Origin of the sequence: Saccharomonospora iraqiensis subsp. paurometabolica YIM 90007, assembly GCF_000231035.2 — a bacterium.
Taxonomy (GTDB): Bacteria; Actinomycetota; Actinomycetes; order Mycobacteriales; family Pseudonocardiaceae; genus Saccharomonospora; species Saccharomonospora paurometabolica.
This window is the reverse complement of sequence record NZ_KI912225.1, coordinates 150,654-164,809: the sequence shown is the minus strand read 5'-3', so window position 1 is coordinate 164,809 and position 14,156 is coordinate 150,654. Positions and strand designations below refer to the sequence as shown.

The 14,156-nt window shown below is 70.6% G+C and carries 12 protein-coding genes and 1 pseudogene; 12 read left to right on the top strand and 1 reads right to left on the bottom strand.

What is annotated here, in order from left to right; translation table 11 throughout:
• The first annotated feature begins 630 nt into the window (after nucleotides 1–630).
• The 9 genes from SACPADRAFT_RS0209535 to SACPADRAFT_RS0209500 all read left to right on the top strand — a co-directional run bounded on the left by SACPADRAFT_RS0209535 (nucleotide 631) and on the right by SACPADRAFT_RS0209500 (nucleotide 10,569).
• Entirely contained in the window at nucleotides 631–1,854 is a 1,224-nt protein-coding gene (locus SACPADRAFT_RS0209535; protein ID WP_007024587.1) for a helix-turn-helix domain-containing protein, read from the top strand.
• Nucleotides 1,855–1,943: 89 nt separating this feature from the next.
• Entirely contained in the window at nucleotides 1,944–2,105 is a 162-nt protein-coding gene (locus SACPADRAFT_RS31425) for a hypothetical protein (protein WP_157577117.1), read from the top strand.
• Nucleotides 2,102–2,353 (top strand): hypothetical protein, encoded by a 252-nt coding sequence (locus tag SACPADRAFT_RS0209530; RefSeq protein WP_007024586.1) that lies wholly within the window; start codon nucleotides 2,102–2,104, stop codon nucleotides 2,351–2,353. Before SACPADRAFT_RS31425 ends, SACPADRAFT_RS0209530 begins: the two co-directional genes overlap by 4 nt.
• Before the next feature lie 291 nt (nucleotides 2,354–2,644).
• Nucleotides 2,645–3,895 (top strand): methyltransferase, FxLD system, encoded by a 1,251-nt coding sequence (fxlM, locus tag SACPADRAFT_RS0209525; protein WP_007024585.1) that lies wholly within the window; start codon nucleotides 2,645–2,647, stop codon nucleotides 3,893–3,895.
• Between the two features lie 33 nt (nucleotides 3,896–3,928).
• On the top strand, nucleotides 3,929–4,138 hold the full coding sequence (locus tag SACPADRAFT_RS26660; RefSeq protein WP_007024584.1) for an FxLD family lanthipeptide: 210 nt from the start codon (nucleotides 3,929–3,931) through the stop codon (nucleotides 4,136–4,138).
• 192 nt (nucleotides 4,139–4,330) lie between these two features.
• Nucleotides 4,331–7,309: a lantibiotic dehydratase gene (locus SACPADRAFT_RS0209515; protein ID WP_198048289.1), complete on the top strand. Its 2,979-nt coding sequence runs from the start codon at nucleotides 4,331–4,333 to the stop codon at nucleotides 7,307–7,309.
• A complete protein-coding gene (locus SACPADRAFT_RS0209510) occupies nucleotides 7,306–8,526 on the top strand; it encodes a lanthionine synthetase C family protein (protein WP_007024582.1) in 1,221 nt (406 codons plus the stop codon). Before SACPADRAFT_RS0209515 ends, SACPADRAFT_RS0209510 begins: the two co-directional genes overlap by 4 nt.
• A 22-nt stretch (nucleotides 8,527–8,548) precedes the next feature.
• Nucleotides 8,549–9,394, top strand: a complete 846-nt coding sequence (locus SACPADRAFT_RS0209505; RefSeq protein ID WP_007024581.1) for a thiopeptide-type bacteriocin biosynthesis protein — start codon at nucleotides 8,549–8,551, stop codon at nucleotides 9,392–9,394.
• 14 nt (nucleotides 9,395–9,408) lie between these two features.
• Nucleotides 9,409–10,569, top strand: coding sequence for a hypothetical protein (locus SACPADRAFT_RS0209500; RefSeq protein ID WP_007024580.1), 1,161 nt, complete (start codon nucleotides 9,409–9,411; stop codon nucleotides 10,567–10,569).
• A 92-nt stretch (nucleotides 10,570–10,661) separates the two neighbouring features.
• On the opposite strand, the gene SACPADRAFT_RS0209495 is transcribed toward SACPADRAFT_RS0209500, so the two are convergent.
• Complete coding sequence (locus SACPADRAFT_RS0209495) at nucleotides 10,662–11,342, bottom strand: TetR/AcrR family transcriptional regulator (RefSeq protein ID WP_007024579.1); 681 nt, start codon at nucleotides 11,340–11,342, stop codon at nucleotides 10,662–10,664.
• A 102-nt stretch (nucleotides 11,343–11,444) separates the two neighbouring features.
• On the opposite strand from SACPADRAFT_RS0209495, the gene SACPADRAFT_RS0209490 reads away from it, so the two are divergent.
• The 3 genes and pseudogenes from SACPADRAFT_RS0209490 to SACPADRAFT_RS32560 all read left to right on the top strand — a co-directional run.
• Entirely contained in the window at nucleotides 11,445–12,968 is a 1,524-nt protein-coding gene (locus SACPADRAFT_RS0209490) for a flavin-containing monooxygenase (protein WP_007024578.1), read from the top strand.
• Entirely contained in the window at nucleotides 12,968–13,927 is a 960-nt protein-coding gene (locus SACPADRAFT_RS0209485; protein WP_007024577.1) for a metal-dependent hydrolase, read from the top strand. Before SACPADRAFT_RS0209490 ends, SACPADRAFT_RS0209485 begins: the two co-directional genes overlap by 1 nt.
• A pseudogene (locus tag SACPADRAFT_RS32560) lies at nucleotides 13,912–14,156 on the top strand (oxidoreductase); the annotation flags it as partial. The gene SACPADRAFT_RS0209485 and the pseudogene SACPADRAFT_RS32560, both read left to right, overlap by 16 nt.

Here is a 14,156-nt window from a genome sequence, read left to right as displayed (position 1 = left end):
CGCGTCGGCCAGCACGCCGAGAGCGCGGCTGGACACACTCATCCCGGACGGGTAAGACAGCATGGTGAAGCTCCTGGTGAGACGGATTGATCTAGGCAATCACCCGTCTACCAGGAGCTTCACCTATTGGTGGTCACGCCACGCCGCACTCGCCCTGACATGCCCGCCCGGCAGGTTGGCAAAGGCTCAATGCCCGACTCCAGTCGGAGTCCGCTTGTTCGACGGCGGGATCGATGTCGCCGGTGTAGTGCAGCACACGTGCGGTATCGCCCAACGGGACGTAGGCGGTGGCCACGTTCGCTACTACCCGGGCGTAGCCGTACGGCTTGGGCACGCGAGCCCGCACGGCCCAACCCGTACGCGCCGCCGTACGTGCCCCCTTGGCGGCGGCCCCGCACTGAGGCGTCACGGCGCCGCCTCGAGCGTGAGCAGCGCCCCGGCGGGATCCTCGCCCGCGTGTGGCTAGTCGCTCACAGACGAGGCGTCGCCGCCCTCCGCGCCGAGTGGGATGTCACACCGTCGTAGATCGGCTACTCTCGGCGGTGCCTCTTTTCGCGGAGGAACGCCCCCGGACTAGGCCCCCGGGGGCACGCGAAAGGGGGCAGACTTCCGCGAACCGAGGTGGTCCGTATGCACGTCGACGAATTGTCAGGCAAGCCCGTAGGGGAGCGGGTCCGCGCGCATCGGGAACGGCGCGGCATGACCCGCCCCGTCCTCGCTGGCCTGGTCGGCCGGTCGCCCGACTGGCTCAAGAAGGTCGAGAAGGGGCACCTACTATCGCCGCGCTTGGAGATGCTGGTCAAGCTCGCCGACGCGCTCAACCTGCCCGACGTGGCCGCACTGACCGGGAGCGAAGAAGTCACCGCTACCGTCGGCCGCGAGGGGCACGAGGCAGTGCCCGCGATCCGCGAGGCGATCGAGGAAACCCTGCTCACCGTTGACCGCGACGAGCAGTTCGACCCCGTCGACCTTGAGCGCCGCGTGGCCTACACGTGGCGCGTGTGGCACAGCTCGAGCACACCACGCGCTGACGTGGGGCGCATCCTGCCCGCACTGATACGGGACGCTCGGCGCGCCACCCGCGTTCTCACCGGCGATGACCGCCGCACCGCTAACCGGGTTCTGGTGGCCGCGTACGCGCTGGTAGAGCAGGCGCTCGCGTGGGTGGCGGATTCCGCGCTGCTGTGGCTGTCCGCCGACCGATGCATGGCGGCCGCCGAGCAGGCTGACGACCCGGTTGGCCTCGCCGCCGCGTCATGGGTGGTCGGCAACGTGTGGCGCGCGACCGGCCGCGAGGATGACGCGCTCCGTCTCGCCGTCGACGCCGCCGGCGTCCTCGACCCGTTCCTCGACACCGGCGACGACGACACGCGCGCGCTGTGGGGAGCTTGCCGACTGCACGCCGCGATCACGGCCGCGCGTCTCGGCCGCGAGGGCGACGCGCTCCGCTTCGTCGACGACGCCGACGCGATGGTGCCCATGCTGCCCACCGGCTACGCGCACCCGTGGACTCTGTTCGGTCGGCCGAACACCGACTTGACCGGGGTGTCCGTGGCGGTGGACCTCCACAAAGGCGGCACGGCGCTCGACAAGGCCGGCGCCGTCGACCCGGACACGATCCCCTCGAGGGACCGTCAAGCCCGGTTGTGGCTGGAAACCGCGCGCGCGTACGCGCAACGCAAGGACCACACCAGCGCGCTCCACACACTCCAGCGCGCCACGTCGGTGAGCGTCGAGTCGATGCGCTGCCACCCGCTGTCGCGCGGCCTCGCCGCCGAGCTGGTGACCGCGGGGTCGCGGCTGATCGAACGGGACGCGCGCGGCCTCGCCAAACAGCTCGGCGTGCTCACCTGACACGGCCGAGGGGGACAAACTGTCCCCGTCGGTGACGGGTGCTGTTCTGTACCTCTCAAGGGGCGCGTGGCGGCATACGGTCCCGCGTCATGAGCTGGATTAACGGAGGGTGCCAACCCGACTCCCGCGCGTTCCTCACCGACCTGCACGGGCACCCGCACGGTCCCGCTGAGCGCGACAACACTGCTGACCCGGGCGAGGACCCCGCCGACACGGACGGCGGTGCCACGGGCGAGAACACCGCCCGATGATCGAACGTGACCGGGATCTACTGGCACGGGTCGGCCGGTTCAACACCAACCTCGGCATGGCGACTGTCGAGCTCATGCAGCGGCAGGACGGCGGCGAGTTGCCCGCCGATGGGCTTCTGCTGCTCGCCAACCATCTCGAAGCGCTGGCCACCCTCGCTGACGATCTCCGCGCGCGAGCGGCCGAGGTCGACGGCCGGGTCGTGGAGATCCCCTCGCCTACTACCCGCGACGTGGCGGCCGATGGCTGAGAGGGCAGATCAGCATGCTCTCACTGAACCCACGGCTCCAATCCCTCGGATCACCGAGGTCACCGAGCCGATATGGCCAGACATCGATCTCGACGTCGCCGCTCGGGATGCCGCCAACGTGGCAGTCAACTGCAAAACCTCACGGGCGCATCGCGAGCTCATGGAGCGCGTACTCGCTGGCCTACGCCGCCTCTAACGCGGGGTCGCGAGACTCAGATGGCTCTGCTGTCCTTCATCTACGGCCGACGTCATCCAGTGGAACCACTACGTACAACGACCTGAAGGTGTGTGATGACAACAGCAGGTGACGCTGACAGCAGCGCTGACGACGCCGCCGCCCGCCGTGAGGCGATGGCGTATGAACTCGAGGAGTGGGGTGATCTCCGCAGCGGAGCGCTCGCAAAGGCGGTGCGGGCGGTGCCGCGGCATCTGTTCGCTCCTGAGGAGCCGCTGGAGAACGTGTACGCGGCGAATCGGGCGCTGGTGACCAAGCGGGACGAGCAGGGGTTGGCGACCAGTTCACTGAGTGCCACGCACATTCAAGTGACGATGCTGGAGCAGGCGCAGCTCGAGCCCGGGATGCGGGTGCTGGAGGTGGGCAGTGGTGGGTACAACGCCGCCCTGATCGCCGAATTGGTGGGTGAGTCCGGGACGGTGGTGTCCCTGGACATCGACCCGGACATCGTCGAGCGTGCCCGTGGCAGTCTGGACGCTGCTGGGTACGAACGGGTGACCGTGGTTCTGGGCGATGCTGAGCATGGTTACGCCGCTGGAGCGCCGTTCGACCGGATCATCGTTACCGCCGGCGCGTGGGACATCCCGCCGGCCTGGTTGAACCAGCTCGCTTCAGGCGGACGACTGATCGTTCCACTGCGGATGCGTGGACTGACCCGGTCGGTGGTGCTCGAACGTGATGGTGCGCACCTGGTCAGCACAGGATACCGCCTGTGCGGGTTCGTCCCGATGCAAGGATCCAGTGCCCGCGAGCAACGCCTGATCCCTCTCGAGGGTCCAGAGGTCGCATTACGAGTCGAGGAAGAACAACTTCTCGACATCCGGGGCTTGCAGAAGTCCTTGCAGTCACCCCGGCTGGAACGTTGGCCCGGTATCGAGTTCGATCGCCCCGATGAAACGCACTTCTGGATCGCCACGGCAGCGCCGGTGTTTGGTCTGCTCGCGGCGCGACAAGGTGCGATCGACCGTGGCCTGGTCGCGCGGTCCACACAGCAGGGGGTTCCGACCCTGATCCGTGGGGCATCGTTCGCCTATCGGACGAAACGGCCTATCGAGGGCACCAACTCGTTCGAGAACGGCGTGTACGCACATGGTCCCGAAGCCGACGCGGTCGCCCACGACTACGTCGAGCTGCTGCGGCGCTTCGACCGGGACTTGCGCGGTGGCCCCGGTGCGCACATCGAGGTTTTTCCCGCCGCAACGCCCACCAGTGAACTCCCCAGGGGACGTGTCATCGAGAAGAGGCACACACGCGTCGTCGTCTCCTGGCCGGAGCGCGAGAGCCCTAACCACACAGGGCTCTCGTAAGACAATGAAGATCATCGAATCAAGGAGGCTCCGTTGACACTTTCCACCGAGTCCGAGTCGGCTTCGCCGAAGCAGGCTCACGACACCATCGCCGACGTGGCGGCCGATTCGCCTGCCCCTGAGGACTTCGATCTCGACATCCGTTTCGCCGAGTCCGGTCCGGTTGTCGAGGAGCTCATGCGGCCCACCGATGACGGCTGCGGCAGCACCTGTGAGTCAGCTTGTACACCGACCTGCCCGTGACCCCGTCGCGTCGGTACTGAGGTGAGAACCCAGTGAGCCGGGTGGCGGGGTGTTCGCGCCGCCGCCCGGCTCCTTCTTCCGTGGGGGCGTATGTATCAGGTGATCGATGCCGCTCTTGTGCGGGCGGCGCCTCTTGCCGGTGTTGCGGACAGGGCCGGGTGGCCCGACCTTTCCGGCGACACCGGCGAGCGTGTGGCGCAGTGGCGTGCCTGGTTGCAGCGGGTATGGGCCATCGAGCAGTTCGCGGCGGCCGTGGAGGTGGCCAGTCCGGTGCTGGCGCGCCGGGTCGCCACGGTGTGCCGGGAACCCGACCGGCCGGCGCGTGAGGTGCGCCGCGCGGCGGTGTCGGTGACGCGCTACCTGGTTCGGGCGGCCGGTCGGGCGACTCCGTTCGGGCTGTTCGCCGGGGTGGCCGCCACCAGGTTCGCTCGCTCCACGACGGTGCGTTGGGGCCGGTGTCACCGGGCGGTGCCGCGGGTCGACGCCGCATGGTTGGACGCGGTCCTGACGCAGCTGGAGTCCGATCGTGAGCTGTGTGGGCGGCTGCGGGTCGTGGCGAACTCGGCCGCGACCGTGCGTGACGGCAGGCTGGTGTTGGGTTGGCAACGCCGACATGCCGCCGCGGGTGTCGAGGGGCCGGGGGAGGTGTCGGTCCGCAACACGAGGGTGGTGCAGGCCGTCATGCGGGCCACGGTCACACCGATCCGTCTGAGGGACGCGGCCGACAAGGTCGCGGCCGAGGTCGACGCACCCGTCTCGGCGCTGGAGCCGATGCTGGCGGAACTCGTCGGGCAAGGCCTGTTGGTCACCCAGTTGCGGCCTCCCATGACGGCAACCGAGCCGCTGACGCATGTCGTCGCGGCTCTGGACGAGGTGGAGGCCGACTCGGTGGACGGCGTGTCGGGTCCGGTGGAGCAGATCCGCGCGCTCCATCGGGACATGATCGGGCACAACGGGGCCGACTCTGCACGGCATGCCCGCGAGTGCCGCGCGGGCATGTCCCACGCGGTGACGGGCGTGGCGTCCGGCGAGCGACCGGTCGGGATGGATCTGCGGCTGGACTGCGACCTGGCCTTGCCGGACGCGGTGGCCCGGGAGGCCGAGGCCGCCGCGGCGGCACTGGTGCGTCTGGCGCCGCGGCCGTTCGGCAGTCCGGAATGGCAGCAGTACCACGGCCGCTTCATCGAACGGTACGGCCCGCAGGCGGTGGTGCCGGTCACCGAGCTGGTGGCCGATAGCGGGCTCGGGTTCCCGGCCGGATACCGCGACGCGCCCCGGAGGGCACCGGTCGAACGGTCGCTGTCGGAGCGGGATGCGACCTTGATGGCGTGGGCCCAGCGGGCGGCCTGGCAACAGTGCAGGGAAGTCGTTCTGGACGACGATATGCTCGCCGAGCTCGAGGTTGCCGGTGGCGCCGACATCGCGGCGCAGCCGCACACCGAACTCCGGCTGTGTGTGCAGGCCCCCACCCGTGCCGCGCTGGATCGGGGTGAGTTCGGGCTCGTCGTCGCCGGGGTCTCGCGGAGCGCGGGCGCCACGACCGGACGCTTCCTCGACCTGTTCGACACCGGGGATCAACGACGGTTCGCTGCCGCCTACGCCGACCTGCCGACGGTGTGCGAAACCGGGTTCCCGGCCCAGGTCTCGGCACCGGCCTTGTATCCGCGGACGGACAACGTCGCCCGCAGCCCCCGGGTGCTGCCCGCGGTGGTCTCGCTGGGCGAGCACCGGGAACCGGCCGACACCACGATGGTGCCGCTGGAGGATCTCGCGGTGACCGCCGACGCCCAGCGCCTGGTCCTGCTGTCGCTGTCGCAGCGCCGCCCGGTCGAACCGGTGATGTTCAGCGCGGTAGAGATGGTGCACCACGCGCACCCACTCGTGCGGTTCCTCACCGAGATCAACACGGCTCGTGCGGCCCCGTGTGCACCGTTTTCCTGGGGACACGCCGGTCGGCTGCCGTTCCTGCCCCGGGTCCGCTACCGCCGCACGATCCTGACGCCCGCCCGGTGGCGGCTGGAGCCCGCGGACCTGCCCGGCACGACAGCCGGATGGCGCGACTGGGTGGCAGGTTTCCACCAGTGGCGCGAGCGTGCCGGTGTCCCGGACACGGTCCACGTCGGCGACAACGACCGCCGGATGCGGCTGCACCTGCACACCCCGGCCCACCTGTCCCTGCTCCGCATCGAACTGGAACGCGCCGGAGGGCTCACGGTGCGGGAAGCACCCGACGCGGAGGCATTCGGCTGGTTCGACGGGCACACCCACGAGGTGGTGATCCCGCTGGTGTCCACCACCTCGACCCCGTCGCCGCGCTGGTCGGCGCACCTCGTCGGCCGCGACCACGGACACCTCCCCGGGAGCGAACACTGGGCTTACGTCAAGCTCTACACACATCCCGACCGGGACAACGCTGTGCTCCTCGGCCATCTGCCCGAGCTGTTGTCCGCCTGGGACCGCGAGCCGGAGTGGTGGTTCCTGCGCTACCACGACCCCGACCCGCACCTCCGCCTGAGAATCCGGCTGCGGGACCCCGACGAAGCCACCCGCACGGCGGCTGAAATCAACCGGTGGGTGGCCGGGCTCCGTGAGCGGGGGCTCGTCGGCCGCGCGCAATTCGACACCTACCACCCCGAAACCGGCCGGTTCGGGACCGACGCGGCGATGGAAGCCGCGGAGTCGGTGTTCGCCGCCGACTCCCGCGCGGTGCTCGCCCAGCTGCGCACCCTCGACCGCGACGCGGTCCCGGGGAAGGCCCTGGCCGCGGCGAGCATGGTCAACCTCGCCTGCTCGTTCCACGACGCTCCCGACGGCGGGATGCGGTGGCTGATCGACCACGCCCGCACCCCGTCGGGCCCTGCGCCGGAGCGGACGCTGCGCGAGGCGGCGTTGCGTCTGGCTGATCCGCACGGGGACTGGGCCGCCGTTCGTGCCCTGCCCGGCGGTGGCGACCTCTCGGCCACCTGGCAGGACCGCCGACGGGCCCTGGCCGCCTACCGCCGCGCCCTGGAAGGCTCCGGCCGGCCCGAACCCGCCGGTGTGCTCGCTGATCTGCTGCACCTGCACCACGTCCGCATGGCCGGGGTCGCCGTCGAGGACGAACGGGCCTGCTTACGCCTGGCTCGCGCCGCCGCCCTGCGTTGGAACGCCCGCACCGGAGGACAACCGTGAGCCATGCCGAAGCCCTCGCCGCGGTCGACGAGCTCGCCGACCACCTGGCCGACCCACAGACGAGCTACCCGCACAACGGGAGGGGCCGTACCCGGCCGCAATCGCTGCTCGGCGGCGCGGCGGGCGTCGCGCTGCTGCACCTCGAACGGGCCCGCTGCGGCCACGGCACCTGGGACACCGCCCGCGTCTGGCTGTCGGCTGCCGCGGGCGACGACCTCAGCACCGGCCGCAACGCGACCCTGTTCTACGGCGCCGCGGCCCTGGGATTCCTGACCCGTTCGGTCGCCGAAGACGCCCGCCGGTGCCCATCGGCCCTGGCCGCGTTGGACGCGAAGACCGTCGAGCTCACCCGGGCGCGTCTCGCCCTCGCGCACGCGCGCCTCGACCGCGGGGAGCGTCCGATCCTGGCCGAGTTCGACCTGTTCCGCGGGCTGGCCGGATTCGGCAGCTACCACCTCCGACACCACCCTGATCACGACATCACCCGCGCCGTGCTGAGCTACCTCGTCCGGTTGACCAAACCCCTGCCGGGGTCGCGCGCCGACCTGCCCGGATGGTGGACCGAGGTCTCTCCCAACGGCGCGGTGACCGCCGAGTTCCCTGATGGTCACGGCAATATCGGCATGTCCCACGGCATCGCCGCACCCTTGGCGCTGTTGTCACTGGCCCTGCTGCGCGGGGTGGTCGTCGACGGACATCGGGACGCCATCACCCGGATCTGCAGCTGGCTGGACTTTTGGCAGCAGCCGGGTCCGTGGTGGCCGGGCGTCATCACCCGGAACAACGGGGAAGCAGGGCACGTCGCGACGTCCCAGCGGCAGGCGCCGCGCTGGTGCTACGGCACCGTGGGGCTGGCCCGCGCACAACAACTCGCCGGCCTGGCCCTGCACGATCCCGGCCGCACGCACCTCGCCGAAATCGCGATGGCGGGCGTCCTTGGAGACCCTGCCCAGCTCGACCGTGTCACCGACCTCGGCCTGTGCCACGGCCTGGCCGGGATCGTCCAAACCGCGTGGCGCATGGCCGCCGACGCCGACACCGGCGCCCTCGCCACCACCCTGCCCGGCCTGCGCCGGCGGCTCCTCGATCGACTCGAGCTGCCCCCGCACAATCCCGAATTCCTCGACGGTGCAGCGGGCATTGCCCTGGCACTGTACACCCTCGGCACCGACGCGCCCCCACACAGCGGGTGGGACTCCTGTCTGCTGTTGATCTGAGTGGTGGGGAAAGGAACGTCGCATGACCCCGTCATGGCGTCAGCTCAACGTCCGGTTCCCCGACTGGGGCACCGTCGAAGAAGCCGCGCTCACCCGTCTTCGGCCCGCCCTCACCGAGGCCGAAGAAGCCGGGCTGATCGACACCTGGTTCTTCGTGCGCAAATCCGAACCACCCGGACCCCACGAGCGCAACAGTCTCGCCGCACACGAAGCCGCGCGGCGCCGGCCCTGCTGGCGCGTGCGCATCCTCCCGCCCGACGAGTCCGCCGCTACCGACGCGCTCGCCCTCATCCACAAGCACGCCCCGTCGACGACACCGGGCCTGTACGAACCCGAGGTGCACGCCTTCGGCGGCGACACCGGGATGGCGCTGGCGCACACCGTGTTCCACCAGGACAGCCGCCACCTGCTGGCGTACCTCGACCTCCACCGTACCGACACCCCGGCGGCTGTGGGGCGAGCGGAGCTGGCGGTTCTGCTGTGCAGTCGCCTGTTCCGCGCTGCTGGACAGGATTGGTACGAACAGGGAGACATCTGGGCCCGGATCGCCCAGCACCGCCGACCAACCGACGAGCTGCCACCCGACAGGCTGGGCGCGCTGCAACCGTCCATGCGCCGGTTGATGACCGTCGACACCATCGACCTCGCCCGCGACCCCACCAGCGGCCTGAGTTTCGCTACAGGATGGTTCACGGCCTTCGACCACGCGGGGGAGCGGTTGGCGCAGCTGGCGCGGGACGGCGATCTTGAACGAGGCATCCGCGCCGTTCTCGCCCACCACGTGCTGTTCGCGTTCAACCGGTGGGGCCTGGCCCCCACGACCCAGACCCTGCTCGCCCACACCGCGACCACGCTCGTCTTCGACTGATCGGACCACGTGCCGTGCGCAACCCCAGCAACGACGACCTCCGCTATCGCCTCACCGCATGGTTCCCCCTGCTGCCGAGGCCACGACCGGCCTGTCGGGCACTCCCGGCTCGCCTCGAGGAGATCACTCAACTCGCACCCGCCGCAGACGACGGGCCCGAGGAGCACCGGCTCGTCTCCGCCGCCGAAGCACACAACAAGGCTGCACTCCTGCTCAGCGACTGCGGCCTGCCTGACCGGGCGCGCGAGCTGTGCTGGCGGCAGTTCGACCTCTTCCACGCCCACGCACCGCTGGAGCCGAGAACGGCCAAACTCGCCCTGCAACCACTCGTCAACCTCGGACGGCTCCACATCCGCAACGGCCACGGAACCCGTGCCCACCAGCTGTTCACCAACGCCTACCGGACACTCAGGGACAGGACCGCTGCAGAGATCGATCACCGGACCATCGACCTCAACGACCTCCTCGACGGGCGGGAAGGGCGGCGGGAACTGCTCCGGTTCCTCTGGACGGTGCTGCTCGCCGACGGCACCCGGGCGCTCACCCGCGCCGGACGCTGGGACGACGCGCTCGAACACACCGAACGCCACAACGGCATCGGCGACCGGATGTTCGACGGCAGACAGGTCGCCATCATCACCCACCTCGTCCGTGGCGACTACGACCACGCCCTCAACCTGATCAACCACAGCTCCACACCGGAACTATGGGAACAGGCCATCGCCTCCTACCTCGCCACGCTGTGCCGCACCCTCTCCGGCAGGAACGCCCAGCCGTCCAGAGTGACGATGGTGGACCGCTACCTCGAACTCGCCAAGCAACTGCCGCCGCCGGTTTTCCATTGTCGCCTCGGCCTCTGCGTGCTCGACCTCGCCGACGACGTTCTTCACGCCTCACTCGCCACCGAGATCACACGACGGGCGATCACCTCGACGGACGCCTACACCGCCCGCGACGTGCTCGCCCATCGAACCTGCGGACCCGGCCTGTCCGACACGGACCGGCGAGCATTGACCAGCGTCGTCTCTTCCGCTGGCCTTCACCACGGGAACGAGACACCGCCCGGCATCCTCGACGGACTCGTCAACCACCGGTCGTCCTGTGAACCTCCGCCGCCGTTGGATACCGCGCTCACCCTCAGCGAACACGTTCTCACCCGAGTCCTGGCGAGCTGACGCCGTGCCCGAGGTCGGTCTCCTCGGACACGCTGAATCCGGCGCCCTGAGCACCGGCCGGGCACCTCTTGCCACTCCGGACACGGCCGGTCTCACCGGGAACGGGCGGCGGTGATCTGTTCGATGATCCGTGCGACGTGTTCCTCGAACCGCTCCCGGGGGCCGGGGAAGCCGTCGGCGATCCACCGCTGGTACAGCGCGGCGAGCGCCCCGAACACGGCGAGCGCGTTGCGGGCGATGTCGGTGTCGTCCCTCCCGCCGAGGTCGTCCGTCCCGTCGAGGTCGTCGGTCCCACCGGGGTCGCCGGTGCCGGAAGTGGTCATGACCAGGCCGATCGGCGCGGTGAACTCGTCGACCAGCTCCCATCCCCGGCGGGACAGGGCCGGTGACGTCATGGACTCGCCGAGCATGATCCGTCCGCGTCGCGGGTCGGCGACGATGTGGTCGGTGAAGGCGCGCACCGCGTGCCGGATCAGGTCCGCGCGGGTCCGGGGCGCGGTCTCCAGCGCGGCCAACAGTGTGTCCCGCGCGCCGAACACCACGCTCTCCAGCACGGCCACGGCGAAGCTGTCCAGGTTGTCGAAGCTCTCGTAGAAGTACCGCTCGGTGAGCCCCGCCTGCCGGCACACCCCGCGCATGGACAGGCCGGCCGCGCCGCCGGTGCCCATCAGTTCGGTGCCGGCCTCGAGGAGCTGCGCGCGCCGGGTGGCGGCCCGGTCCGCGGCCTCGCGGCCGCGCCACCTGCGTTTTCCCTGGCTCGTTCCGGTGACCATGCCGCCATCCTCCCAGCAACATCTGACATCACGCGCTGTTGACATCGAGCGATGTCAGATCTTATGTTTCCCGGACACCGCCACCGGCGACCGGAGGCCCCCATGAGCGGCACGACGCGGGACGACCCCGAGCGGGTGCATGTGGCGATCCTCGGTGCGGGCTTCGGTGGGCTGTGCGCGGCGATCCAGCTCAAACGCGCCGGGATCGAGGACTTCGTGATCCTCGAACGCGCCGGCGAGGTCGGCGGCACCTGGCAGGCGAACACCTACCCGGGCGCCCAGTGCGACATCCCGTCGATCCTCTACTCGTTCTCCTTCGCGCCGAACCCGCACTGGAGCAGGCTCTACCCGTACCAGGAGGAGATCCGGCAGTACCTGCGCGACTGCGTGCGGCACTTCGGCCTCACCCCGCACCTGCGCCTGCGGCACGAGGTGTCCGAAGCCCGGTGGGACGAGCGGGCGCGGCGCTGGCACGTGACGACCGCGCACAGCAACTGGCGGGCACGCGTGCTGATCGCCGCGCCGGGGCCGTTCAGCAGTCCGTCCGTGCCCGACTTCCCCGGACTGGACCGCTTCCGCGGCCGGGTCATCCACACCGCGGAATGGGACCACCAGCACGACTTCGCCGGGGAACGCGTCGGCGTGGTGGGCACCGGCGCCTCCGCGGTGCAGGTGATCCCCCGGTTGCAACCGGAGGTCGCCGCGATGACGGTCTTCCAACGCACCCCGACCTGGATCATGCCGCACCCGGACCGGCCGATGACCGGCCTGCCGCAACGGGTGTTCGACCGTGTCCCCGCGGTGCAACGCCTCGCGCGGACGGGCTTCGACCTCGTCCAGGAGGCGATGGTGCCCGGCCTGGTGTTCCGGCCCGCGCTGCTCAAGGGCGCCGAGTGGCTCGGCCGCGCGCATCTACGCCGACAGGTCCGGGACCCGGAACTGCGCACCGCGCTCACCCCGGACTATGCCTTCGGCTGCAAACGGCCGACCTTCTCCAACACGTACTACCCGGCGCTGGCCGCCCCGAACGTCCAGGTGGCGACCGGGGGAATCGACGAGGTGACCCCGGACGGCATCGTCACCGCGGACGGCACGACCCACGCACTGGACACGCTCGTGCTGGCCACCGGGTTCCGGATGACCGGGCACCCGATGTTCGGCCGCATCCACGGACGGGGCGGCCGCAGCCTGCGCGAGGTCTGGCAGGGGGAGCCGCGGGCCCACCTCGGCACCGTGGTGCACGGGTTCCCGAACCTGTTCTTCCTGCTCGGGCCGAACTCGGTCACCTACACCTCGCAGATCCTCACCATCGAGGCCCAGGTGCGCTACCTGCTCAGTGCGCTGCGACGCATGCGCGCCGAAAGACTGTCCAGTGTGGAGGTGCGGGAGGACGTGCAGCGGGCCTTCGTCACCCGGACCGACCGCGGGCTGTCCCGGTCGGTGTGGAACACCGGCGGGTGCCGCAGCTACTACCTCACCGGATCCGGGCGCAACTTCGTGTTCTACCCGGGATTCGCCCGGCAGTTCCGCGCCCGCACCCGCGCCTTCGACCCGGCCCAGTTCCACACGACCGCCGCCGACGACGCGACCGATGACGTGACCGCCGAGAACTCCAGGAGCGCATGATGGTGAGGTTTCCCCGGCCGGGCCGCCGACCGGTCGTCGACCCGCGCGGCGCCCGCCGCTACGACGCGGAGGCGCACGCGATCCGGGCCCGGCACGTCGAGTTCCGCTGGGACGGCGTGCCCCTGCACTACATCCCGGGCGAGGTGATGGCCACCCACGTCATCAACGTGATGCACCTCGTGCTGCCGGAGGGCGAGCGGGCGATGGCGAAGGCGCTGTCCGAGGCGCTGCCGCTGATCGACGACCCCCGCCTGCACGAGGAGGTGACCGGGTTCATCGGCCAGGAGGCCGTCCACGCCTCCTCCCACGAAGGGGCCCGCGAACACCTGGCCTCGCTGGGCCTGGACGTCGGGCCGATGGTGCGGGCGATGGAGTGGCTGACCGACCGGGTGCTCGGCCCGGCGGGGCTGACCGGCCGGGCCGGGCACGCCTGGCTGTGCGAGCGGCTGGCGCTGTTCGCCGCGATGGAGCACTACACCGCGGTGGTGGGGGAGTGGCTGCTGGACGCCGAGGTGCTGGAACGCGCGGGAATGCACCCGACGATGCTGGACCTCGTCCGCTGGCACGGCGCCGAGGAGGTCGAGCACCGCAACGTCGCCTTCGACGCCTTCCAGTACGTCGACGGCAGCTACGCGCGCCGGGTGCGCAGCGCGGTGCTGGCGAGTGCGCTGCTCGCCGGGCTGGTCGTGGCCGCGGCGGGCTACCTGCACCGCGCCGACCCGTCGCCGGACAAGGGGCGGTTCTGGCCGCTGCGCCTGTTCGACGCCGCGCGGCGCGGGATGATCCCCCCGGCGACGCTGTTCCTCACCGAGATCCCGCGGTACCTGCGCCCCGGCTTCCATCCCTCCCAGCTCGGCGACATGGACAAGGCGGTGCGCTACCTCGCACGGTCCCCCGCCGCCGCCGACGCGGGACAACGGCGGGACGACGGAACGGAGGCGTCGTGCGATCCACAGTAGAGCCGTACCGTCCGGGCAGGACGGTGCGCGCGCTGGAACGGGCCGCGGCCGCGTACCGGGCGCTGGTCGCCGAGAGCCGTGCCGCACCGCTGCTGTCGCGCCCCGCCCCGGTGCGTCACCGCGGATTCGACCTCGCCCTCGTCGTCGACGCGATCCGCCCCGAGGCCGACGGTGTCGTCGGCCTGACCCTGACCGCGCCGGACGGCGACGTCCTGCCCCGCTGGGTCCC

Bases quoted from the DNA above. Each gene is read 5' to 3' on its own strand.
- SACPADRAFT_RS0209485 (WP_007024577.1), top strand. From the start codon at position 12,968: ATGGTGAGGTTTCCCCGGCCGGGCCGCCGACCGGTCGTCGACCCGCGC.
- SACPADRAFT_RS0209495 (WP_007024579.1), bottom strand. From the start codon at position 11,342: ATGGTCACCGGAACGAGCCAGGGAAAACGCAGGTGGCGCGGCCGCGAG.
- SACPADRAFT_RS0209535 (WP_007024587.1), top strand. From the start codon at position 631: ATGCACGTCGACGAATTGTCAGGCAAGCCCGTAGGGGAGCGGGTCCGC.
- SACPADRAFT_RS0209490 (WP_007024578.1), top strand. From the start codon at position 11,445: ATGAGCGGCACGACGCGGGACGACCCCGAGCGGGTGCATGTGGCGATC.
- fxlM (WP_007024585.1), top strand. From the start codon at position 2,645: ATGACAACAGCAGGTGACGCTGACAGCAGCGCTGACGACGCCGCCGCC.
- SACPADRAFT_RS0209530 (WP_007024586.1), top strand. From the start codon at position 2,102: ATGATCGAACGTGACCGGGATCTACTGGCACGGGTCGGCCGGTTCAAC.
- SACPADRAFT_RS0209505 (WP_007024581.1), top strand. From the start codon at position 8,549: ATGACCCCGTCATGGCGTCAGCTCAACGTCCGGTTCCCCGACTGGGGC.
- SACPADRAFT_RS31425 (WP_157577117.1), top strand. From the start codon at position 1,944: ATGAGCTGGATTAACGGAGGGTGCCAACCCGACTCCCGCGCGTTCCTC.